Annotated in this window: 18 protein-coding genes, 1 tRNA gene and 1 pseudogene; 7 read left to right on the top strand and 13 right to left on the bottom strand. The window is 40.1% G+C overall.

What is annotated here, in order from left to right; genetic code table 11:
- Positions 1-24 precede the first annotated feature (24 nt).
- Together ACS8FB_RS12020 and ACS8FB_RS12015 are read right to left on the bottom strand one after the other, a co-directional pair.
- Complete coding sequence (locus ACS8FB_RS12020) at positions 25-987, bottom strand: ABC transporter ATP-binding protein (RefSeq protein WP_299221560.1); 963 nt, start codon at positions 985-987, stop codon at positions 25-27.
- A gap of 228 nt (positions 988-1,215) precedes the next feature.
- Complete coding sequence (locus tag ACS8FB_RS12015; RefSeq protein ID WP_439263234.1) at positions 1,216-1,896, bottom strand: c-type cytochrome; 681 nt, start codon at positions 1,894-1,896, stop codon at positions 1,216-1,218.
- A gap of 379 nt (positions 1,897-2,275) precedes the next feature.
- Here ACS8FB_RS12015 and ACS8FB_RS12010 point away from each other — a divergent pair.
- Positions 2,276-2,352: transfer RNA gene (locus ACS8FB_RS12010), tRNA-Arg, on the top strand.
- A gap of 561 nt (positions 2,353-2,913) precedes the next feature.
- Here ACS8FB_RS12010 and ACS8FB_RS12005 read toward each other — a convergent pair.
- Positions 2,914-3,282: a hypothetical protein gene (locus ACS8FB_RS12005; RefSeq protein WP_439263233.1), complete on the bottom strand. Its 369-nt coding sequence runs from the start codon at positions 3,280-3,282 to the stop codon at positions 2,914-2,916.
- A 35-nt stretch (positions 3,283-3,317) separates the two neighbouring features.
- On the opposite strand from ACS8FB_RS12005, the gene ACS8FB_RS12000 reads away from it, so the two are divergent.
- Positions 3,318-4,121, top strand: a complete 804-nt coding sequence (locus ACS8FB_RS12000; RefSeq protein ID WP_439263232.1) for an SIR2 family NAD-dependent protein deacylase — start codon at positions 3,318-3,320, stop codon at positions 4,119-4,121.
- A 142-nt stretch (positions 4,122-4,263) separates the two neighbouring features.
- Here ACS8FB_RS12000 and ACS8FB_RS11995 read toward each other — a convergent pair whose 3' ends face one another.
- From ACS8FB_RS11995 to ACS8FB_RS11980, 4 genes are all read right to left on the bottom strand, one after another.
- Positions 4,264-5,262 carry an adenosine deaminase gene (locus ACS8FB_RS11995; RefSeq protein WP_439263231.1) on the bottom strand — a complete coding sequence of 333 codons (999 nt, stop codon included), beginning with the start codon at positions 5,260-5,262 and terminating at the stop codon, positions 4,264-4,266.
- A 44-nt stretch (positions 5,263-5,306) separates the two neighbouring features.
- Positions 5,307-5,837 (bottom strand): TPM domain-containing protein, encoded by a 531-nt coding sequence (locus ACS8FB_RS11990; RefSeq protein WP_439263230.1) that lies wholly within the window; start codon positions 5,835-5,837, stop codon positions 5,307-5,309.
- A gap of 116 nt (positions 5,838-5,953) precedes the next feature.
- Positions 5,954-7,114 (bottom strand): TPM domain-containing protein, encoded by a 1,161-nt coding sequence (locus ACS8FB_RS11985; protein WP_439263229.1) that lies wholly within the window; start codon positions 7,112-7,114, stop codon positions 5,954-5,956.
- Between the two features lie 154 nt (positions 7,115-7,268).
- The gene (locus ACS8FB_RS11980) at positions 7,269-7,898 is read right to left on the bottom strand and encodes a LemA family protein (protein WP_299221580.1); all 630 of its coding nucleotides are present in this window, start codon (positions 7,896-7,898) and stop codon (positions 7,269-7,271) included.
- Between the two features lie 951 nt (positions 7,899-8,849).
- Between ACS8FB_RS11980 and ACS8FB_RS11975 the strand changes: the two genes are divergently transcribed.
- Complete coding sequence (locus tag ACS8FB_RS11975) at positions 8,850-10,397, top strand: alanine/glycine:cation symporter family protein (RefSeq protein ID WP_439263228.1); 1,548 nt, start codon at positions 8,850-8,852, stop codon at positions 10,395-10,397.
- A 232-nt stretch (positions 10,398-10,629) separates the two neighbouring features.
- On the opposite strand, the gene ACS8FB_RS11970 is transcribed toward ACS8FB_RS11975, so the two are convergent.
- Together ACS8FB_RS11970 and ACS8FB_RS11965 are read right to left on the bottom strand one after the other, a co-directional pair.
- Positions 10,630-11,265, bottom strand: coding sequence for a fasciclin domain-containing protein (locus ACS8FB_RS11970; protein WP_439263227.1), 636 nt, complete (start codon positions 11,263-11,265; stop codon positions 10,630-10,632).
- 117 nt (positions 11,266-11,382) lie between these two features.
- Entirely contained in the window at positions 11,383-11,970 is a 588-nt protein-coding gene (locus ACS8FB_RS11965) for a fasciclin domain-containing protein (RefSeq protein WP_439263226.1), read from the bottom strand.
- 681 nt (positions 11,971-12,651) lie between these two features.
- Here ACS8FB_RS11965 and metH point away from each other — a divergent pair.
- The 3 genes from metH to ACS8FB_RS11950 all read left to right on the top strand — a co-directional run bounded on the left by metH (position 12,652) and on the right by ACS8FB_RS11950 (position 21,654).
- Positions 12,652-16,446, top strand: coding sequence for a methionine synthase (metH, locus tag ACS8FB_RS11960; RefSeq protein ID WP_439263225.1), 3,795 nt, complete (start codon positions 12,652-12,654; stop codon positions 16,444-16,446).
- 215 nt (positions 16,447-16,661) lie between these two features.
- The gene (locus ACS8FB_RS11955; RefSeq protein ID WP_439263224.1) at positions 16,662-17,852 is read left to right on the top strand and encodes a hypothetical protein; all 1,191 of its coding nucleotides are present in this window, start codon (positions 16,662-16,664) and stop codon (positions 17,850-17,852) included.
- A 73-nt stretch (positions 17,853-17,925) separates the two neighbouring features.
- Positions 17,926-21,654: a PIN domain-containing protein gene (locus ACS8FB_RS11950; protein ID WP_439263223.1), complete on the top strand. Its 3,729-nt coding sequence runs from the start codon at positions 17,926-17,928 to the stop codon at positions 21,652-21,654.
- A 20-nt stretch (positions 21,655-21,674) separates the two neighbouring features.
- On the opposite strand, the pseudogene ACS8FB_RS11945 reads toward ACS8FB_RS11950, so the two are convergent.
- Positions 21,675-21,794, bottom strand: a pseudogene (locus tag ACS8FB_RS11945) (DUF2256 domain-containing protein); the annotation flags it as partial.
- Positions 21,795-22,030: 236 nt separating this feature from the next.
- Positions 22,031-22,300 carry a hypothetical protein gene (locus tag ACS8FB_RS11940; RefSeq protein WP_439263222.1) on the bottom strand — a complete coding sequence of 90 codons (270 nt, stop codon included), beginning with the start codon at positions 22,298-22,300 and terminating at the stop codon, positions 22,031-22,033.
- Between the two features lie 393 nt (positions 22,301-22,693).
- Between ACS8FB_RS11940 and ACS8FB_RS11935 the strand changes: the two genes are divergently transcribed.
- Positions 22,694-23,491 carry a hypothetical protein gene (locus ACS8FB_RS11935; RefSeq protein WP_439263221.1) on the top strand — a complete coding sequence of 266 codons (798 nt, stop codon included), beginning with the start codon at positions 22,694-22,696 and terminating at the stop codon, positions 23,489-23,491.
- A 122-nt stretch (positions 23,492-23,613) separates the two neighbouring features.
- Here ACS8FB_RS11935 and ACS8FB_RS11930 read toward each other — a convergent pair whose 3' ends face one another.
- Positions 23,614-24,276 carry a class I SAM-dependent methyltransferase gene (locus ACS8FB_RS11930; protein ID WP_439263220.1) on the bottom strand — a complete coding sequence of 221 codons (663 nt, stop codon included), beginning with the start codon at positions 24,274-24,276 and terminating at the stop codon, positions 23,614-23,616.
- A gap of 40 nt (positions 24,277-24,316) precedes the next feature.
- Positions 24,317-24,460 carry a DUF2256 domain-containing protein gene (locus ACS8FB_RS11925; protein ID WP_439263219.1) on the bottom strand — a complete coding sequence of 48 codons (144 nt, stop codon included), beginning with the start codon at positions 24,458-24,460 and terminating at the stop codon, positions 24,317-24,319.
- Positions 24,461-24,471 lie beyond the last annotated feature (11 nt).

The following is a 24,471-nucleotide window of genomic DNA, read 5'->3' as shown; positions in this document are numbered from 1 at the left end:
TATTATGATCTAAGGCTTCTTGACTCATAACCCTGCCTCCTTCATGCTGTCTGCACTTTGAATATTTTTGTCAACTAAGCGCATAAACAACTCTTCTAAGCGGTTGGCTTTAGTACGCATACTAGCGACAGTGATGCCTTGATCGGACAATTGACTAAAGACATTGTTTAATGACTCACCTTCAGTGAGCGTAACTTCAATTGTCTGATCATCTGGTTGTGTTATACCCGTTACATCTATTAATTTTAATTCACGAGTAAGCGGCGTATCCAAATCGAGTACAAAGGTTTCAACTGACAACTGCGCCAATAGGTTTTTCATTTCTGTGTTAATGCGGATTTCACCATGATCTAAAATTGCAATGCGCTTACACAACTGCTCAGCTTCTTCAAGATAATGCGTAGTCAAAATGATGGTCGTATTTTCTTCAATATTAATCTGCTGCATAAATTCCCACATAGAGCGGCGCAGCTCAATATCTACCCCAGCAGTCGGCTCATCAAGAATCAACAGTTTTGGTTTATGAATGAGTGCTCGTGCGATCATCAAACGGCGTTTCATACCGCCTGATAGCTCGCGCGACTTATTGTCACGCTTGTCCCATAAGCCAAGCGCCGTCAACAGTCGTTTCGCCCGTGGTCGTGCTTCCTTAGCTGGGATACCAAAGTAACCGGCCTGAGTAATTAAAATATCTTGTACTTTTTCAAACTGGTTAAAATTGAATTCTTGCGGTACCACACCAAGATATTGCTTTGCAACGGAGGGGTCGGTTAAAAGGTCAGTACCAAAGATATTGACGCTACCAGTTGTTGGTTTAAATAAGGAGCTAATAATGCCAATCATCGTTGACTTGCCCGCACCGTTTGGTCCAAGCAAAGCAAAAAACCCACCTTGTGGCACCGTTAGGCTGACATCTTTTAGGGCCGAAAACCCATTATCATAGGTTTTGGATAGATTTTGGATAGAAAGCGCTGGTACCTCAGACATGAATACCTCTTTATAAATTTATAAAATAAACGTTGTAATGCCTTAATGTGAGGTTGCTATAAGTAGATTTCAACTATAGCAATATATAACGACATTATTGATCTCATCTTTCGTCAATCATAAAAAAACGTCTATCTCAATCAGCGAAATAGACGTTTTACAATCTTATATAAGACATATCAAGGCGGTAATTACAAAACCACTCTTTGTCGCGTATACCTACGCAGACTAGCTGGCTTCCCCTACCATATAATCCACAGCATTTTGGACTTCTTCATCAGGAATATCGGCCCCACCTTTAGCAGGCATAGCATTAAAGCCATTAATAGCATGTGTATATAAAGTATCTGTACCTTTTGCTATACGTGGCCCCCAAGCACCTGCATCACCTAGTATAGGTGAACCAAGCAGTCCTGATGCATGGCAAGTCTGACATACTGCGTTATATACCGCTTTACCATCACGAGGGCCATCGCCAGCTGCTGGACCAGAAGAACGGGCTGTCACATCACAAACCTCATCGTCTTCAAAACAGACTTTAGCAACTGGTTGAATACGGGCTATCAGATTGGGATATAAAGCAATGAGCTTTTGCACTTGCGGTGTATCCTCAGGAATCGGCTCTTCATTAGCCGCAGGAGCTGCTTGCGCTGTTTCTTCTGTTGCTGCGCCCTCTTCAGTCATAGCATCTGCAGGTAGAGCACCATCAACAGGAGCAGTATCGCTTGTAGTATTAGCGGCAGCTTGTGGCTCGTCACCTAGCTGTTGAGGCGCATCTTCAACCACTTCTTGCGCTTCTGCTACGTCAGATACCGTTACAGATGTATCTGCAACGTCTTCAGCTTGGCTCACTGCGATACTAGCGATTCCTAGAATGGCAGCTGCCGATAACATAACTACTTTTCTCATTCGTCACGTTCTCTTATTTACGTATACAAGTGCTGGCACGACTTGGACATTCTGTCTATCTTCCTTTGACAGTATCTAGTTATCAATGGCAAACAACCATTCCAAAGGCAAGCGTACTTGTAATCGGTGATTATGAATATAAATTTTCCCTAACATTATAAGGGAAAAGGTATACCAATTGCCATGCCTGTTTGCTGACTATCTTACTATTTATTAAATAATCTTCAGAGCTCGTTTCATTTATTGGCTTTACTACTTTTATTTGTTAGACTAAGCGGTCTTTATTTTTCGACGACTTATACTGCAAGTTTACTTCATGCATGCAGTTTTATACATGCAGTGACTTGACTCGTTTTACATAGCAGTCAATTCATCATATGCGCTCGTAGCTCAGTTGGATAGAGTATCGGTTTCCGAAGCCGAGGGTCGTGGGTTCGATTCCCGCCGAGCGCACCAATCATTGTAATCAATCTATTACTTTAAAGTATATCCCACTGAGCCAACTTATCTATTTTGGTTTAGCTATAATGCTGTGTCTGGCATTTCCAAAACTTTCTTATCAAATAACTGTTTACTCTAAACCTACCCTTCTCTTTTATCACTCCTAAACCTTTCTTTTGAGCAAGCTACTTTATGGCAAAAATACGCCTTTTTGCTTTCTTCGCTTAATCTTTACAAAAAAACTACTTTTATTAGAAATAACACTTACATTTTAAAAGCAACATAAGTATTATTGCTTATTAGGTATTTATGTAACTATATGTAATTAATTGAATATATAGCAATATTCTAGTAACCAAATATAGATTCAAGTACAGAATGTTTTTGGCTCGTTAATTGCATGTTTAAGATAGGTTCAAACGAGCCAGCGGTTTATAACTTTTAATATAGTATGAGTTAAGTCTAGGAGACGTAATGAGTGTATTTTATATGGCAGCATTATCAGTAGGGTCTGTATTCTGGGGAATGGTTGTTGTTTGGCTGATGGCAACGCGATAAGTAGCTGGTTTGTTGAACTCAACATACTTTTTGCAAGTCAGTACTAAGCTGGGCTCGACTCGGTACTCGATGATAATTGATAATAGGCACCTCTCCTAAGCGGCGCTCACCAGCTGCGATACTATTATCTATGGTAATTATTGCAATCTTTTTATTCTCTTTGGTAATTAGCAAATGCTTAGCTCTTCTGCTGGTACTATAATTAGGAAAGTGTTTTTTAATTAAAACAGCTGTCTTTTGTAAGCTATCATTTGTTAATGGCTTCTTACCCGCTGATACGTGTGCTCCATTTTTGGGATCAACTTTATTACTACGTAAATGTGCTATCAGCCATAGTACTGTAATGACTGCTAGCAATATGACAAGCCACCAAATTCCGTCTATCATAGAAAAGTATATCCATTATTAGCAAGGGTTAAGTCATGGTAGCAGAATTATCGCCAAAACTAATAGCAGAAGTACATCGGGCTGCTAAATTGCTAGCGGTTCGACCACAGATCTGTATTCTAACTGGTGCAGGCGTATCAGCAGAAAGTGGCATTCCAACTTTTCGTGATAAGCAAACTGGTCTCTGGGAACATTATCGAGCAGAGGATTTGGCAAGCCCCACTGCCTTTGCTCGAGACCCACATTTGGTATGGTCGTGGTATCAATGGCGCAGACAACTGGTGCATGACAAAAAACCCAATCCTGCTCACTATGCGCTTGCCCAATGGCAACAAGACGCCAAAAACCACAAACAGCACTTTACGTTGGTCACACAAAACGTCGATGATTTACATGAGCAAGCTGGTAGTGAGGCCATTCATCTACATGGTCATCTGTGGCGTAATCGCTGTCACGACTGTGGTACACCTTATCAAAATGAATCAGCAGCTTTAGATAGTAGTAAAAAAGCCATCAGTTTCGATGATAGATTAATAACATGCCAACAGTGTGATGGTTATATCAGACCTGATATCGTCTGGTTTGGTGAGGCGCTACCTATAGGAGCATGGCAAACGGCTGAAGATGCTGCCGCCAATTGCGATGTATTCATCAGTATTGGTACGTCAAGCTTGGTATACCCTGCTGCAGGTCTGGCACAATTAGCTCAGCAAAATGGTGCAACAGTCATTGAGATAAACCCAAATCCAACGCCTAATACCATCGTGGATATCACATTGGCTGCAAACGCCGGCATGATAATGCCTTTATTAATGCAAAAAGTGACTGCTCTCACGTAATCGCTGTACAAAAGGCAAAGCATTTATCTAAAGCAAAGCGTTCATTTACTGACAAAATACGTGCGGTATCAATAATAGCCAAATGCTTTATATAGGTAATTAAGTTTTGAGCTGCCCCTGAACAATTACTGCAATTAAAAAATTACTGCAATGCACGATCCACTTTAGCCAAGTATGCTTGTTTTAGGTCATCATCTATGAAAGATGATCTAAAAGAGTTTTTTACCAAAGTGACAATATCGTTTTCTGTTAATGGTAAGTTGTCACACAAGTTGATAAAATTTTGGTTAATATAACCTTTAAAATAGGCTGGGTCATCTGAATTGACGCTCACATTTAGACCATAATCTAAAAGCTCTTTGATATTGTGCGCTTTGTAGTCCTCAAACACTTTTAATTCAATATTTGAGTTTGGGCAAACCGTAAGCGGTATTTGCTCTTCTTTTAGCCGCTGCATAAGCGTATCACTATGAATCGACTGCACGCCGTGGTCTATTCTATCGATACCTAGTAAATCTAAAGCCTCATAAATATAAGAAAAGTCACCTTCTTCGCCTGCATGGGCGACTAACCTAAACCCCGCTTCTTTTGCCTTTTCAAATACTTCTGTAAATTTCGATGGCGGGTTACCAAGCTCTGAAGAATCAAGACCAACGCCAATGATATCCTCCTTAAATGCCATCGCCTCCTCTAACGTATCAAAAGCATCTTGCTGTGATAAATGACGTAAAAAACACATGATAATACCAGAAGTAATGCCGTATCTTTCTTTGGCATCAGCCAGCGCTTCTTTTATGCCAGTGATTACAGTTTCAAAAGCGATGCCCCTTGCCGTATGCGTCTGAGGGTCAAAGAATATCTCAGTATGAATAACATTGTCTTCAACACATTTTAAAATATACTCCCAAGTCAAATCATAAAAATCGTCTCTTGTGATAAGTACATTGGCACCAGCGTAATAAATATCTAAAAAAGTCTGTAGATTGGTGAAATTATAAGCGTTACGTACGTCCTCTATGTCTTTATAAGGAATATCTATGTTGTTTTTTTTAGCCAGCCTAAACATAAGCTCAGGCTCTAATGAACCTTCAATATGTAGATGCAATTCAGCCTTTGGTAGTTTTTTTATGAGATCAATCATAGTATTTCCTTATCTTTAATTGCTTATCTATAATTTTGTGGAAGCTACTTTAAAAAGACTACCGTATCAGACAGCTCATTACCTGCTGGGTCATGCTCTAAGTGGTAATACTGACGCAATAGTTGTCCTATCTCATCTAGTAGATCACTTAAGCTTTCTTCTGACTTTTTGTTGGCAATGCCCGTCACTGCTTTGTCACACATCGCACGCCATACTGTAGGACTGACATGAGCGCTAATACCACGATCTGCGACAATTTCCAGCTTATGCTCACAGATGTTGACATAAACCAAGACCCCCGTGTTTTCTTCAGTATCCCATACACGGTATTCGCTAAACAAATCGATAGCACGCTCACGGCAGTTGATGCTGTAAGCTTCTTGAATGGGTAGATGGTTTTCTATAACCAAAAAAACTTCGCCACGATGACCTTGCTCTGCTTCTGTCACTTTCGCTGTTAAACGGGCCTTAACCTCTGCTGTTAGCCATTTGCTGTTTAGCATCGGAACAAACAAGACTTGACGCCACCAGCGAGCAAAACTTGCCTCTGATGAAGGTAAGTTGTTTTGTGCCATAATGTTTCCTCAAGTAGGCGATTGCTCATTGTCGTCTAATACATTATCAAACAAATTATAAAAGCAATGTTCTTAATATTTAATTCTACGAATCGATTGTTATGATGATGGTTGGCTTACCACGATCCACCAGCACCGCCACCACCAAAGCCGCCACCGCCGCCGCCGAAGCCGCCACCACCAAAGCCACCGCCGCCGCCGCCACCAAGTCCAGGTAAGAAAATTAAACCGCCGCCGCCGCGTCCACCACGACCACCGCCGCCTGAACCTCTAGCAATTAAGAACATCCAGATAAAGATGGCCATAATGACAGTCATAAAGAATCCGCCACCCAATGCTAAAGAACCAGCAAAGAAACCACCAGCCGTTAAGATAGAGCCAAATACTCGTCCAAAAATACTAGTAATAAACTTACCAAAAATCATCGCCATGATGAACAAAAAGACAGGTGTTGATGGTTCATCTGAACCTTGTTGAGCGGTACGTTCTGCGGCTTGGGCATCGGCACGAGCCAGCACTTCAGGATCAGCAGTGAGTCGAGCTTCCAGTGCACCAACACCTGCCAATAACCCAGATCCATAGTTGTTTTGCTTGAATAGTGGCGTAATATCCTCACGGATAATACGATTGACCGCCGCATCCGGCAACACGCCTTCTAACCCATAACCCGTTAAGATATACATGTCACGATCATTGACTGCTACCACAATCAGTAAGCCGTCATCAATGTCCTCCTCCCCAAGCTCCCACTTATTAGCAACCTGTAAAGCATAGTCAAATATCGGCAAGCCATTCGTGCTAGGCACGATGACGATTGCTGCTTGAGCTAGACCTTGCTGGTAGATATTCCTAAGCTGGGTCTCTAAACGCTGTTTCTCTTGCGGATTTAGTATATTTGCTTGATCAACGACTGGTTGATTTAATATGAGCTTATCAGCATCAACATTAGCCGCATCAGATTGCACAGGTGGCTGTGCAGTGGCCTGAGACTCTGCTATGGCTTCATCATTGGCAGCATTTGGATTGATAGCCTCATTACCAAGTATGGTGCCTCCAATAGCGTCGTTACCAAGTACCGCATCATTGATGGCTTCATTCGCCTCGCCAGCTTTAGCGATCGCTACTAAGTCCTCAACGCTACGGTTCTGCATTTGCGCATCGGTCGCACTCTCAGCTGTCGCAACATTAGCATCATCCGGCGCAGCATGCAGCAGCGTTGTATTGCCCGCGCTGAGTGTTAATAATAATGCCGAGACGATTGCTTTTGAAATCTTCATCTAATCTATACCACCTTTAGTGACACGCTTGCTGAACGAAATTATGACTTATTATAAATAGGAGTCTTTTTTCACGCCTTTGTTAGTAGCGACTAATCATAGATAGCGAGTAAAGCTACTACTAAACGCCGCTTTTTGACCCAAAACGCTGGCTTTATTGTGCAGTAGCTTCATCATCTCCAAAATCAACCGTAGGTGCGGTCGAGATCTCTTCTTCATTAGCAACAGTAAAGTTCGGCTTAGTATCCATACCGAACACTTTGGCTGTGATATTAGTTGGGAATTGTCGTACCGTTGTATTGTAGCCTTGCACTTCTTGAATATAACGATTACGAGCTACTGTAATACGGTTTTCAGTCCCTTCTAACTGTGCCTGCAAGTCTTGAAACAAAGCGTCGGATTTGAGCTCAGGGTAACGTTCGGACACTGCCATCAGACGTGACAATGCTCCCCCCATCTGAGCTTGGGCTTCAGCATAACGTTCCATCGCTTGTGGGTCATTGAGTACTTCTGGCGTTATATTAATGCTACCTGCACGCGAACGCGCTTCTGCCACCTGAGTGAACACCTCTTGCTCTTGGTCTGCATATTGTTGCACAACTTTCACCAAGTTTGGCACCAGATCCGAACGGCGCTGATATTGGTTGACTACTTCTGACCAAGCTGCTGTGACTTGCTCATCTTGTGATTGCAAATTGTTATAACCACAGCCTGACAAACCTACGGTTGAGGTTGCCAATACTGCTGATAACAACATAGGTTTTATAATAGATTTACGCGTCATCTCTAATTCTCCTAATAATAATTAACTGCTTAGCCATTTATGCTAAATAATAACTTGTAATGTCACAGACAAACGATTGTCTTTAATTGTGCTGCTAATAATGGCGACATAGCCGCTTTTTTACAATTCATCGTTACTAAAACACAACCGCAAAATAGGACTGCTGACTTTTTTATTATGCGTCAATTTACTATTCTACCTTTATTTTTATTACGACCTAATCAATTTCTACAATATCGATAACAGTATGTAAGCAGTTGATAAAAGGTCCTCAAATCCTAGTATGACACTATCTAACAATACATTTAATAGACTTATATCGATTTAGCAAACAATTATTGAAAATTACATACACGGACAATTCAAAAAAAAATCTAGTAATTATAAAGAAATTGTGGCAAATTGCAGTTACTTAACCGTATGGTTTGCATACATTCGGTAGTGGAGTTGTTATTTATTTGATATTAGCGCAGTATAAAACAAAAAATCGTTTTTATTTTGGTGACAAATATTATAGCTATTGAACGGCTCTCTTACTGTTATCATTTAGCATTTACTAAAATGTCTAACGATAATCTAAGGTTCATGTTCGTGTACTATAAGTTTGTAAGCTGTTAGCAAACAAGAATAACGTAAATGGTTGAATACCATCAGATTATTAATTGATACGTATTTGATTATAATAATTATTTGTTTTATCCGCTGGTCTATTCTTTACCTACCTATTCTTACTGCGTTATATGTCATAATATTGTGACAACCAGAAAGGCAAAAGGACTTGCGACCGCAGCTAGGATCTATTAACACTGTTTGTGTTACTTGATAAGCCAAGCGGATAAATACAGACATTTACAATCCATCCTAAGCGGTTAAAAAGATATTAAGCCTTAGTTTAGTACAATGTTTAATATCCTTTATCGCTATTTTAAGGACGTTTGAGGAAGACATAATATGGAAAGTTTAGTCAATTTAGTAAACGGAATTATTTGGAGCCCGGCTCTGATCTACCTGTGTTTGGGCGCAGGTCTGTTTTATTCTATTATGACGCGCTTTGTACAAGTGCGTTTGTTCAGTGAAATGATAAAACTACTGTTTACGGGTAAATCTAGTGAACAGGGTATCTCATCTTTTCAGGCGTTAGCTGTCTCACTCGCAGGCCGCGTGGGTATGGGTAACATCGCAGGTGTTGCTGCTGCCATTGGCTTCGGTGGTCCTGGTGCCGTATTTTGGATGTGGATTGTGGCGTTCTTAGGAGCATCTACTGCTTATGTTGAATCGACACTCGCGCAGATCTATAAAGAAAAAGATGTGGTGACTGGCGAATATCGCGGTGGCCCGGCGTATTACTTTGAGCGTGCACTTGGTCAAAAATGGTATGGGATCCTTTTTGCAGTCTCCTCTATCTTAGCTTGCGGTATGTTCTTACCGGGTGTACAAGCAAACGGTGTTATCAGTGCATTTGCCCAGGTAATGGGTGAAGGCACTATGATGAGCGTCGGGAGCTTAGAAGTTGGCTCTATGCGTCTGGTTGCGTTAGTAATCATTTTAGTCGTGTTAGGGATTATCATTTTTGGTGGTATTAAGCGTATTGCAACCTTTACTGAGTTTGCAGTTCCTTTTATGGCACTAGGCTATATTGTTTTAGCCTTGATTATCATGTTTACAAACTTCGATATGATCCCTCAAGTTTTTGGTCTGATCGTTGGTGACGCCTTTACCGCTCAAGCAGGTTTTGGTGCCGCAATCGGTTGGGGGGTTAAGCGTGGTATTTACTCAAACGAAGCAGGTCAAGGTACCGGTCCTCATGCAGCAGCGGCAGCTGAAGTTCAGCATCCATCACAGCAAGGTTTGGTACAGGCATTCTCAGTCTATGTCGATACTATCTTAGTATGTTCTGCTACGGCCTTTATGATTCTCACGATGGGTACTTATAATATCCAAGGTACGCTACCTGATGGTCAGTTCATCGTTCAAAACGTAGCAGCGACTACTGAAATTAACGCGCCTGCCTTTACGCAAATGGCGATGGAATCAGTATACGGCTCATTCGGTGATACTTTCATTGCTGTCGCAGTATTCTTCTTTGCCTTTACCACTATTTTGGCTTACTACTATATTGCTGAAGTAAACGTGGCTTATTTGACTCGCTTTTTGGGTCGTAACGCAAACAGAACGGGTTTATTCTTAGTTAAAATCCTCATCATGGCAATGGTTGCTTATGGTGGTCTAAACTCAGCTGGTTATATTTGGGCTATCGGTGATATCGGTGTTGGTCTGATGGCATGGCTTAATATCGTTGGTATTCTTGTTATCTTTATCGTTGCACGTCCAACACTTACCATGCTCAAAGACTATGAAGCACAGCGTAAAGCGGGTGTTAAGCGCTATAGCTTTGATCCTGCAAAATACGGTATTAAGAATGCGCCATATTGGGAAGCACGCCATTTAAAAGAGCAACAAAGAATGGCTGAAAGTCCTCTACATAAAGAGCCTAAATAAGACTCTTTAGAGCAGTTATAGTTATAGTGTACTAATATAATATAAAAAGCCTGAGGCAATGGTCTCAGGCTTTTTTATGCGCTTCATTATGCCCTATCAATTACTGGCAATTACTAGCGTTGATAATATGCACAGACAATCTTTAATCCAATAAAAACCCAGCACGCTTGGCTGGGTTTTAGTCTTAAACATTAAAGGGGGTTCAAATCATACTATTTTTAATAACAACCTGTTATTTAGGCATTAATACTGTATCAACCACATGAACAACCCCATTGGTTGCCATTACGTCTGGTTGAGTAATATTGGACGTGTTGCCGCTAGCATCTGTGATAACATTGGCTTCGCTAATAGAAAACGCTTGGCCATTTACTGTCTCGATATCTGTACCGTAAGGAATATCGGCAGATTTTACTATCATACTTGGAATAACATGATATGACAGTACATTGGTCAACATGTCTTTATCAGCCAATAGCTCTTCTTTGGTGACATCAAGCTTCGTCAATGCATCAGCGAATGCAGCGTCTGTAGGCGCGAATACAGTGAACTCACTGCCTGAATCCATTAGAGTTTGATCCAGACCAGAAGCTTCAAGTGCTGCTGTTAAAATGGTTAAATCATTGTTGTCAGAAGCAAGTTCAACGATATTTTGCGTGGCAGTACTTTCTTCAGTCGTTACCTCAGGATCCGCGATGACTTCAGGCTCTTCCATTGTCTCAGTTTCAACCATTGGTTCAGGTTCGACCATCGGTTCAGTCGTTGCTTCGGCTTCCGTAGGTTCTGCAACTGTCTCTGCATCATTACAGGCTACCAAAGATACGGCCGATGCAGCGATTGCTAGAGATAATAAAGTCTTTTTTAACATGGGTCTATCCTTATAAAAATTAAGCAGATGGTTTCTTATTCATTGCTATATGCATTGTATTTAATGCATGGAATAAAGTTTTAAAGCAGGGAATAAAAAAACGAATACGTGTCTTATTTACTGCGGTAACAGTACTTTATCGATAACATGTACGACACCATTGCTAGCTGCGATGTCTGTTTGCAAGATATTAGCAGTACGACCACTCTCATCCATCAGTTTGCCTTCAGGTGTAATCATCAATGTGTCTTTGCTGAGCATCATAACGTTACCTGGCTGCACATCTTTGGCATATACAGGTGCTGGACCATTGATTACGTGGTAGCCCAAAATCTTAGTTAAAGCTGGCTTGTTCGCAAAAAGCTGCTCTTTAGTCATGCCAGTTTCTTGTAAGGCTTCAGCAAACGCTGCATTGGTTGGTGCAAGGATGGTAAGGTTTGCATCAGGATTAGATAACGGACCAGCTATACCAGCAGCTTGTACCGCTTCAACCAAGGTCGAAAATTCAGGACTGCTTTGAGCCACTTGTACCACATTCATTGCAGCTACCGCTTCACTTTGAGTAGTTGCTTGCTGAGCTTGTTGTGCCTGTGCCTGTTTTGCTGGCATCGTTGCTTCTTTAGCTGGCATCATGTTGTTACAAGCGCTTAAGCCAGCAATTGATACAGCCAGTGTGCCGATAGTAGCAAGTTTAGTAAGTTTCATATTCATATCCTTGATATTGAAGTCTATCCTGATTGCGAATTTAAAAATTATGAATGGTGCTTTTTAAAGGTAAGGTTTTGATAAATCAACTTATACATGATGACTTACTATCTACACAGTTTAACCATCTATTTAACTAACTCTTTAAAGAATCACGCTATACAGTCATGTATTAATACACGTATACATGCGTCTGAATGTTAGAAATAATATGTACACCGCTTAGTATAATAGTTCACCATTATCATCCGAGAGCTTATAAGCTATACTTACGGGCAACCAAACCTTACGAAGCTAAAGTTAGCATGGCATACAACTTTAACTATCTGCATTTGCGCTATTTTTTGTCATCCCCTTGTAAGTTTTGTCAGTTTTCTTGCATGGCTTATTTTTTAATTTAGTGATGGAATACTTTACAGAATCAATAGATAGTAAAGCTGCCCTGTATTCATACAAAAGGATATAAGATGACCTTTAAGCATGACTTTGGCGTGATAAACACTCTTAGATTTAGCTGACAAAACCCTCATTTTTATTGTTGAATATCAATAAAAACATACTGATAGGCGCCATATTTTTCATGCTAGAATATTGCAGATTTGTGCTTTCTTATTTTCTATAATTTATGGATTTTTCTTTTTCTCTTTTTTTTATGATAATTACGATACAAGCAGTGTACCTATGACTCAACAGACAGCCTCACAAACTTCTTTGCCAACCAATCACCTACAAGCAGCGGACGACTTTGTCCTAGCGCCGCCTGCTAGCTTTCCCTTTAAAGAACAGCAGCTAACCGCTCGCGTGCGTATCACTGAGCAAATGAAGTCGCGTATTTTGATGTTAGATGGCGCGATGGGGACACAGATTCAGACCTATAAGCTTGAGGAGGCGGACTATCGCGGTGAGCGCTTTGCTGATATCGAGCAAGACGTACGCGGTAATAATGATCTGCTGGTACTCACACAGCCGCAGATGATACGTGACATTCATCGCGATCATCTTGCAGCGGGCGCTGATATTATCGAGACCAATAGCTTTAACGGCACGCGCCTATCGATGTCTGACTACGATATGGAATATTTGGTGCCAGAGCTAAACAAGACCGCTGCCAAAATTGCTCGTGAAGCTGCTGATGAATTTACCGCTAAAACCCCTGATAAGCCGCGCTTTGTCGCAGGGGTCATCGGGCCCACTTCACGCACCTGTTCGCTATCGCCTGATGTCAATGACCCCGCCTTTCGTAACATTACCTTTGATGAGCTGGTGCTTAACTACCGTGAGGCGACGCTGGCGTTAATAGAAGGCGGCGTCGATATCATCTTGATTGAGACCATCTTTGATACGTTAAATGCTAAAGCGGCGATATTTGCTATCACCGGCGTGTTTGACGATATCGGTTTTGAATTACCAATTATGATTTCGGGGACGATCACTGACGCCTCAGGCCGTACCCTATCTGGTCAGACAGCTGAGGCGTTTTATAACTCGATTCGTCACGCTAAGCCGCTATCAGTCGGCTTTAACTGTGCGCTCGGTGCTGATGCGCTGCGCCCGCATATTCAGACGCTATCGAACATCGCCAATACGTATGTCTCAGCGCATCCAAATGCAGGCTTGCCCAATGAGTTTGGTGAATACGATGAAACTGCTAAAGAAACCGCTGCTCTGCTAGAAGGCTTTGCCAAAGCAGGCATTTTAAACATCGTCGGCGGCTGCTGCGGTACCACCCCTGAGCATATCCGCCACATTGCGGATATGGTGGCAAACTACTCACCGCGCAAAATACCAGAGATTGCACCTGCCTGCCGTCTGTCTGGACTTGAGCCGTTTACCATCACCGCTGACAGTCTGTTTGTCAACGTTGGTGAGCGTACTAACGTCACTGGCTCCAAGAAATTTTTACGCTTAATCAAAACCGAAGCTTACACTGAAGCTTTGGACGTAGCCCGCGATCAAGTCGAGGGCGGCGCGCAAATCGTCGATATTAATATGGATGAGGGCATGCTCGACTCCAAGCAGGCGATGATTCATTTCGTCAATTTGGTCTCAGGTGAGCCAGATATCAGCCGTGTACCGCTCATGATGGACTCCTCTAAGTGGGACATCATCGAAGAAGGACTTAAACGTATTCAGGGCAAATCGGTCGTCAACTCCATCTCCTTAAAAGAAGGCTACGATGAGTTTGTTAAGCATGCCAAGCTCTGTATGCGCTACGGCGCCGCTGTCATCGTCATGGCCTTTGATGAAGATGGGCAAGCGGACACCTATGAGCGCAAAATCCAGATCTGTCAGCGCAGCTATGACGTGTTGGTCAACGAAGTCGGCTTCCCGTCTGAGGACATTATCTTTGACCCTAACATTTTTGCGGTCGCAACTGGTATCACTGAGCACAACAATTACGGCGCGGACTTTATTAACGCGACGAAATGGATCACCGAAAATTTGCCCAATGCCATGGTGTCAGGCGGCGTCTCCAACGTCTCATTTAGCTTCCGTGGTAACCCGATTCGTGAAGCCATCAACTCGGTATTTCTTTATCATGCGATCAAAAACGGCTTGACCATGGGTATCGTCAATCCGTCGATGCTTGAAGTCTATGACGACATCCCTGTCGAGGCGCGCGAGGCGATCGAGGATGTCATGCTTAATCGCAATCAAGGCGAGACAGGTCAGGATGCTACCGAACGCCTGATGACTATCGCTGAGAGTTATCAAGATGGTGGCAAGAAAAAAGACAGCACCGTCGATATGAGCTGGCGTGAGGGCACGGTTGAAGAGCGCATCGCCCATGCACTGGTCAAAGGCATCACCACCTTTATCGAAGCTGATACCAAAGAAGCATGGGAGAAATATCCCAAACCGCTCGATGTTATCGAAGGGCCACTGATGGATGGCATGAACATCGTCGGTGACTTATTTGGCTCGGGTAAAATGTTTTTACCGCAAGTGGTCAAGTCGGCACGCGTCATGAAACAATCGGTCGCTTGGCTAAACCCGTATATCGAAGCAGAAAAGGTCGAGGGCGAAGTCAAAGGTAAGATCCTGATGGCAACTGTCAAGGGGGATGTACATGACATCGGCAAAAACATCGTCGGCGTGGTGCTCGGCTGTAATGGCTATGACATCCTTGATCTTGGCGTGATGGTGCCATGTGAAAAAATCCTCGATACCGCTATTAGCGAGAAAGTCGATATTATCGGCTTATCAGGACTGATTACCCCTAGCCTCGATGAGATGGTCTATGTCGCCAAACAGATGCAAGAGCGCGGCATAACCCTGCCACTAATGATCGGCGGTGCGACCACCTCTAAGGCGCATACGGCGGTAAAAGTTGAACCGCAATACCAAAACGATGCGGTCATCTATGTCTCGGACGCTTCACGCTCGGTCGGCGTGGTGACCAAGCTGCTGTCGAAAGAGCACCGTCAGGGCCTCATTGATGAAACGCGCGACGAGTACATTAAGGTACGCGAGCGTCTGGCCAAGCGTCAGCCCAAAGCGGCTAAGGTATCTTATGCGGATGCTATCAAGCTTGGCTTTGACTATGATTGGGACAACTATGTGCCACCTGCGCCCAATAAACTTGGCCAAGTGATACTTGACGACTATCCGATCGCAACCTTGCTGCCTTATATCGACTGGACGCCATTCTTTATCTCGTGGGGACTGACAGGTAAGTATCCCAAAATCTTGCAAGATGAGGTCGTTGGTGAAGCGGCGCGTGATCTGTTTGATAATGCAAATGACTTAATGCATAAAATGATTGATGAGAAGTTAATCATCGCTAAAGGGGTGTTTAAAATCATGCCCGCCAAACGTACTGATGCCGATACCGTCACTGTTTATGACAAAGCGCTGGAAGACGGCGGACAGCCAACGCATACCTTTGAGCATCTGCGTCAACAAAGCGACAAAGCCAGTGGTAAGCCGAACTTTAGCTTGGCGGACTTTATCTCACCATCGGACACACACACCGATCATATTGGCGGCTTTACCGTTTCTATCGTCGGTACAGAAGCACTCGCTGAGAAGTATAAAGCCGCTGGCGATGACTATAACGCCATCATGGTACAGGCGCTGTCTGATCGCTTAGCCGAAGCCTTCGCTGAGCATTTGCATGAGCGGATTCGTAAAGACTATTGGCGCTATCTGCCAGAAGAGACGCTGACCAACGAAGACCTCATCAAAGAAAAATACGTCGGTATCCGCCCTGCTCCTGGCTACCCTGCCTGTCCTGAGCATACAGAGAAAGGTAAACTGTTCGATTGGCTTGGTACAGTGGACGCTATCGGCACAACGCTAACTGAAAGCTATGCGATGTGGCCGGCCTCCTCGGTCAGCGGCTTTTATTATTCGCATCCGGAGAGTGAGTATTTCAACGTCGGTAAAATCGACCGCGACCAGTTGGAGGATTATGCCAAACGTAAGGATTGGGATATTAAGACTGCTGAGAAGTGGTTGAATCCGAATTTGTAGAGATTTTGATAAGCGGGGTTGGCTGGTGTAGCTAACCCTGCTATCCGCTCTTCCAACTCAAGGTTTATACAATTATGGGGTTCTCAATACATTCATCTTATATATCAATATTTAAAAATATACACGACACTATGTGACGTCCACCTTATCCCAGGCCTATATATCAGAGCAATTGTTTGCTAAATTAGTTCTATTATCCATCATAAGGAAATAGAGTGTCCAATAACTCACCAACCGAAAACAATAAAGTCTTAGATTTTATAAAAGCTCCATCTAAAGAGATAATTATTGGATTAATAATCACCTTACTGAGTGGTTCCGTAATTTCCTACGTCATTTCCCGTATGTTTATTAAGTCCTATATGACGACCATAGGCTTTAGTACTCTAGAATATAGTGCTTTAACAAATTATGAAACTGTAGCATTATTAACTTTAGCAATACTTACAGTTTTACTAGCAATTGTTTTCATTTTTAGCTTTGTACCAATGTATTTAAGGTTCACTTATAACGATACTAAACCGTTGTTCGAAGAAACACATAACGAATATTCAAAATATATTGATTGGTTTTTCTTTTTTTGTTTTTTACTACCTTTAGGTGTTTTAATTTTAGTATTTCTTGATAAATCTTTTGAATACTACGTATTAACAGGCCTATCTTCCGGACTAATATTCCTTTTCATTTTATTCAAATCTTGGAATTCAACTAAAGCTGAAGATAAATTTAAAATAATTTATAACGGTTTTATATTTTCAATGCTAACCTTTTTAGCCTTCGCTCCCTTCTTAAAGGTAATAGAGACGATTGATTCCTTGAATGTAGAAAACTGGATATCTTATTTTATTGTATCCATTGTTTGGGTTTTATTATCAGCATCTTATGGATTTAGGATTACTAAAGCACAACCTATACATTATCTGATAGATATTGCTGTCTCTATACTGGTATTGCTGGGATTAATTATAATGAGCACTAATACGATTAAAATACCTATTGCAAATTTCGTTGGTATAAAAGACGATGAGGCTCATATCTATAAGATATCGTCTGATGATTTTATAGATATAGAGAGTAATATTAAAGCGTTTTGGGATGATACTTACACGTCTAAACCGTCACCTAGCAATAAACTACAAAATATAGAAAGCTACTATTTAGCATCTGCAGTTAACAGCTTCAATGGTGATGTTTATTTGTATGCCCAAGTGATATTTCGAGATGATGATAATGCAATTATATGTCCACCTCTCTATAAGATAGGTGATAATGGACAAAATGAAACTTGTTTTATAACCAAATCAGCATATCTAATATCTACCCCTTTGACAATGCCTACTCTTGATAGAAATCCTAAAATTGAAGACAAACTTTGGATACCTTTGAAAAAAGATAGTGGCATATAAGAGTTAGTCTAAAATATGTTAAGAGTATCGATGTATACAGTAACGAGAGCTCTAAGCTAAGGAACATTTTACAATGTCTTATAAGCCTCAAGTCCTAAAACCTAGTACTGAACAGGAGTTTGAGACTCTTTGTGCTCATATTTACGGGGAGGTTTTTAATTGTAAGACACCTTCAATGTATGGACGTAGAGGTCAAAAGCAATATGGTTTAGATGTTCTGGTTTATAAAGACAATCTAAATAAATCAAATAATCGAATAGGCATTCAATGTAAGCACGTCTCAAAGCTGCCGTTCAATGGGAAGGATGAGGTAACTATTGTTAAAGAGGTTGCAAAAGCTGACAGTGGTCAACAAAAAATTTCACAACTCATAATAGCTACATCCTTACCATCTGACAGGAAATTGACTGATGCTGTAAATGCTTTATCAGACGAACGTGTTAATGAAGGAAAGTTTCCAGTAGAAGTTCAATTCTGGAATGATATTGAAAATCATATATTTAATTCGAGCAACTTGAGTGAAAGATATCATTCAAACAGTGATTATTCAGAAAAAATAAAACAGGCGAAAGAAAGTTTTAACAAAGAACGGTATTCAGAAGTTATAGACTTATTGACGGTTGATAGTATTAAGTTAATGAACCATGTAGAGAAATATGAAGTTTATTATCTCTTAGCAAACTGTTACCACTTGATAGAGCAGAACGATAAGTTTACTGACTTCGCTTTAAAGCTCCAGTCTTTCGAATGGCACGATGAAAAGTACAACGTAATAACTATAATAGATAATATTATAAGTAGTAATGCTGATAATACTTTAAAGATTATCGAAACTTGTATTGATAAAGAGCCTGAAAACTCCCAATACCAAGTTTTTAAATATTTGTTAAACTTAAATCAAGGAAGTATTAAACGCTTCAGAAATTTACCTAAAGATGTCAGAGATTCCTACTCTATCAAACTTAGCTATATGAGATATTATTCGAATCATAATCAGTTTGATAAATACGATGTGATAGAGACACTGATTGATAAAGATGAACGCTTAAAGCCTTCATTTATCATTCTATCTCTTGAATCTTCTCTGCTGAGATATGCTACATCTAAAAACCAACATCATTATATTGAAGCGGAGTTGAACTCCCTAGAACTGAATTTAAACATAAACCAGATTGACGTACCTTCATTAAAAAAGTATGCGATAAACAGCATTATTACTGCAAATTGCGTCATAAATAACGAAGAATCAGTTAAGCATTATTACAGACTAACGAAAACTACCCAATGTGGGATACTTCCAGAAACCATTATTAATCTCGTTTCATTTACTAAAAGAAACTCAGATAAAGTGTTTTTCTTAAAGGTTTATAAAGATCATTCTGAGTCAGAAATAATAAAATATTTGGTTGACGGCTTATATAATTTTGGTGAAATGGATAAACTAAATCATCTAATTGACTCGAATAGCGATATTGGAGAACCTTTAACTAACGAAATAAGGTCTTTTATTGCAGTTAACCAACTTAACAATATTAATTTTTTAAAACTTGTAGATGAGGTAGATTTATTTAGTACCAATACCCTTAGAGGCTTGGCTCTATTAGGTTTAAGGTTATATAGTACTAACGATGATAAATTTGATAAATTAAATAGAACTATATCTTCTATTAGTACGTCTGATAATGATCTAAAAACGTTACTAGCTGACTATTACTTTAAAACTAAGCAGTACAGAGCTTGTAGCGATACATTAGACACTCTTATCAATGAATCTAATGAAGAATATCTGTTAATTATCCAAATTCATTCTTTGATTGAAAGCTTTCAATATCAGAAGGCTAAAGACTTTGTAGATCAGAATAGTCATAAGTTTAATAAGTATCTTGGCGATTTTGCTAGTTTAGTTAGTAAGTTAGGTAACAAGACTCAAGATTTTAGTGCTGCTGAAATGCTATTGCCCAGACTTAATAAGTACAGTAACTTATCTTGGTATTGGCGTTTAAAACTTTTTTTAAGTATTCACAACGATAATATAGGTCAGTTGAAAAAAGATACGAGACTAATCCCATTAGATCTAGACAATAATCCTGCGGATATATGCTGGTTAGCTTCTTACGAGCTACGATATTCAAAACAAGAAAAAGCTATTGAAAGAGTTATTAATCTTTGGCGCTCAAACCCAACTGACTTAGAAGTGCTCTCAGCCATTCAAGACTTGCTTCTTGATACAATGCTTTCTCGCAAACTTCCAAATAATTCAAATCCTTTATTTGATCTAAATTTTGCCGAAGTCATTGATGGTTGCTTCGTTTCATATTTTGAAGAAAACGAACTTAAAGGGAAATATATCGATTCTAAGTCTTCAGGCAAGAACTTAGATATTATAATTTCACCTAACGATAAACTAGGTCAGCAGTTTTTAGGTCGAGCTGTTGATGAAGAATTTGAAATCATAGGAAATTTTGGTGTAAGACGAAATATTAAAATTGAAGAAATTTTATCTATACCTTTAGCGATATATAGAAAAAATATAGAGATGACATCAGATATCAACAACCCTTTTAATATGGTTTCTTTCACAGCAGACTTTAAAACAGAAGAAGGCATAGCAAAATTTATTAAGGATATCAATCAGACCTCACGTTCTAATGAACAATTAGAGCGACAGTTAAAAGTATATCAAGAAAACCCAATGACAATAATGTGTCTAGCGGATTACGTTGGAAAAGATATTTCTGAAATTACATATAGTTGGTTAAGTGATTCTCGATTTACTCTGAGAACGATTGATGATCACTATACTGTTGATATTAGCATCGATGATCTAGGAACTTTACTAGAAAAACAATCTACAGTAGTGATCGATTTATTTACGTTATTGGAGTTACAGCGTTTAGAAACCCTAGACCTTATTACTTCCAATCTGTCTATATATGTTCCCAAAATCCTGCTTACAAATTTAAAAGCGCTAAGTGATAAGCATATATATGAATATAAAGGAGGTGACAAGCCCTTATCGTTCCATTCAAACGATAACAATTTTACTGTGAATGAAATGGATATACAGTTGCTTGAAAAGCGTTCAAATGATTTGAAGTTTTTAGTTGAATATGTCGAAAGCAATATGCAAGTTACTCCTGCTTATGGAAACAATTCAAACTCAAAAATTATAGAAGCGCTCAATAGTTTTCTTCCTGAAGCAGATAAGTCCATCATCAGACTGTGTCAAGAAAAGAGCATACCACTTCTGTCTCTTGATGCAAGATTAAGAGCGCTTGCCCATCAAGCTGGAGTGGGTACGATAAATTTTCACGACTACTTATTACTAGATACTTCAACAAATAAAAGTAGATACATAAACTTCCAAACTAATCAATTTATTGACAACCGAAATGCTGCTGATTTTAAAATTCATGATTTGCTAGATTTCGCATTAAAAGGCAATAATTCATTAAACATAGTCGTTAATAAATTTATAAATCATATGAGTCTACATTATGATTTCGACTTAATATTGAAACAATTAGGTATTTTAATAAACATCATAATTTCAAAAAAAATTATGCCTACTAATGGCTTTATTGAAAGAGTTTGTGAAATACTCTTCTGTAATTTAGCTAACTATAATAAGCTAGATTTTGATAACCATAAGATGTCTCTTAATTCTTATTTTGAAACATACTTTCATCGTCGTCCAATAAGAGTAGATAGCTTTGAAAACATGAAAACTGTGAAAGATAATACTTTATACATAGTATATGGAACGTCACAACCTTTACTAAGTGCCAAAAATATAAATTAATACATTGTATAGATCAGAAGCTAATTTTTATTCTTAGCACTCTGACAACGCTCTGAACAATAAACCACTTGCTCCCAATCCTTCTCCCATTTCTTGCACCACGTAAAGGATCGCTGGCAGACGGAGCCTATTTTTTGCGATAAACTTACTTTTCATACAAAAAATAAGACATCATACAAAGCTTCAATATCATTGTAACGAGTAAACTGTCTTTATTAAGCGAACGGATATTAGGTCGTTCAGCTTTCAAGCCACTAGCATTACCTTTAGTATGTTTGGCGATTTTAGCGTCTTCTAGTCCAGTCAATGGCTTGCCTGCCACTGCGCCAAAGAAGTAGAAAGATTTTAACTCTAATGTATCTTCATCAAATATTATCTAAATAATACATCCTGAAGGCTTAGTGGCTAAACGAATATTAACTTTTTGTCTTGAAGTTTTACCACCTAGTTTCGAAGCTTTAAGTTGAATATGTCGAATGACATTATTAAGCTCTAGAACAACATCACAGCCAGCATTGTCGACCTCAGGTTTCATAACCTCAAGCTGACAATCACCTTTTAGCCACGATAGTTTAAGCATTTCACTAATAAATAAGTGCTCAATAAGCTTTTCTCTAAAGCTCGAATGTTCAAAATGTTTACTCATAGTTCACCTTGTTACTTTATGACCTTTATTATATGACCTCTATTAACAACATAGCCTTCAAAAGTTACATGTGTTTTTAATCCACTCTATTGCAAGACTCATTGACAGTTAAATAGTAGCAGCTGCTGTTAAGTTCTTGCCCATATTCAATCAGTACTAAACTTAAAGCCTAACCTTTAGGACTTAAATTTTAATAAATATGTAACAAAAACAGCTGTTTGATTAGATTAACTTAAAGATATTTGGTATATTTATAATTAAGAATATATTTAAATTGTTTAGTAATATTACTATATAGTATGAGCCTTACAAACTGTTAAAAACAAGGAGGTATATCGGCATAATAGTTGTAAAAATTGAGATTTTACATTTTTAAATCAAGGAGAGATAAAAATGAAATCGTTCAAATTAACGCTACTAGCCATGACAGCTATATTCTTTTTACAAGGATGTGATGATGACTCTGATGAGTCGACCTCACCACTACCCAATCAGCCAAATATCGACACTGAAATCGTTGGAACGTGGAGTAATGACGATAGTAGTAGTGGATTATCAACGATTGTCTTTATGAATGACGAGACTTATGTACAGGTCCAAGTCAATAGTAGTCAGTCTACAAGTGACCCTGAAAATGGTATGGAATGGGGTAATTACAATATCAATAATAGTACAGGCAAACTAACTGCTACGCCTATTTTTGATAAAAATGGTAGCTCTGGATTGTCAGATTCTGTCAATCGCCATGCTCAGGTATCTAACGGCAAGCTGATCCTCGAAGTAGACGAAAACAATGATGGCATTATCGACAGTGATGAAAGCCATGAGTTTTCAAAAACCCAACCTGAAGGGATCTTAGGGTCTTGGAGTTTCGATGATACTGATGACGATGAGCTAATCGGATTAGCATTCTTCGATAATGGGACTTATGTCCATGTCCAAGTGGATAAAGCTGGCTCAGTAAATAACTCCGAAAATGGTATGGAATGGGGTTACTACACCGTTAATCCTACGACTGGGCAGTTAGAAACTTCTATAATCTATGACGATAACGGCGGCACTGGATTATCAGAACCGCGTACGCGTTACGCGCGGGTGACTGGTGACACCGCCCTTACTATTGAAGCTGATAACGATCAGAACGGCTCAATAGATAGCGGTGAGTCTTTTGCTTTTTCGAGACCATCTTAAGAAGGTTTAGCAGAGCCTAACTTGATAACTGTAAAAAAATTATACTACAGTCTTGGCTACGTAAAAGAAAACTCCTTAAAAGGGGTTTTCTTTTGATAATTATCCTGCTTAGCTAACTGAGTTTATAATGACTTGGAAGTAGCAACCGTCGCCTCCCCCCAATAGTGATAACCAACGATATTGACGCCCTGAGTAAATCCTTGCTGACCCGAGACCTCAAACCCCGCCTGCGCGATCAGCTGTTCGATATCCCTATCCAAATGACAGCCGCCCGCTATCGGCTTCCATGCTGGGGTGATGAGCTGTTGGATTTTGCTCACCCATTTGGGCTGCGGCGCTAAACCGTGCTCGGCATAATATAGCGTGCCAGTCGGTTTGAGCACACGTCTCATCTCAGTTAGCGCTTGGATAGGATTAGGAATAGAGCATAGCGTAAACGTCATGACGACACTGTCAACGCTATTATCTTCAAGGGGCAGCGTCTCAGCGGACAACGGCTGCAAGATAAAGTCGATACCTGCGCTAGTAAAGCGTTCTGCTGCCAATGGATGCAGATGCGGATCGACGCCTATCACTTCTTTGACGGTTTGAGGGTTGTAAAACTCAGCATTTAGCCCACTGCCAACACCGACTTCTAGCACGATGCCGTGGGCTTTTGGGACGACAAGCGCTCTTTGCTCGCTCACAACATCTAATGCACAGGCTTTGTCGATTAGGACAGGCAAGACTTTATTATTATAGACGTTTTTGAGACTGCTGAGCTTAGAGGTCGGCTTCGAGGTCATGATGATTCCTTTATAATTAAAATATGAACATCTTTGTATCTTACTCGCCCTTTTTACTCCGCCGGCATCGTTCGGAACAATAAATCACATTATCCCAATCCTTCTCCCACTTTTTGCGCCATGTAAAAGGACGCTGGCAGACAGGGCATATCTTTTGCGGTAAATTAACCTTTTTATGTGCCATAGTCCTTTTCC

It is taken from the genome of Psychrobacter sp. 1U1, assembly GCF_051847535.1.
Taxonomy (GTDB): Bacteria; Pseudomonadota; Gammaproteobacteria; order Pseudomonadales; family Moraxellaceae; genus Psychrobacter; species Psychrobacter saeujeotis.
Note: the sequence above shows the minus strand (reverse complement) of the source record. Positions and strands in the feature narration are given on the sequence as shown.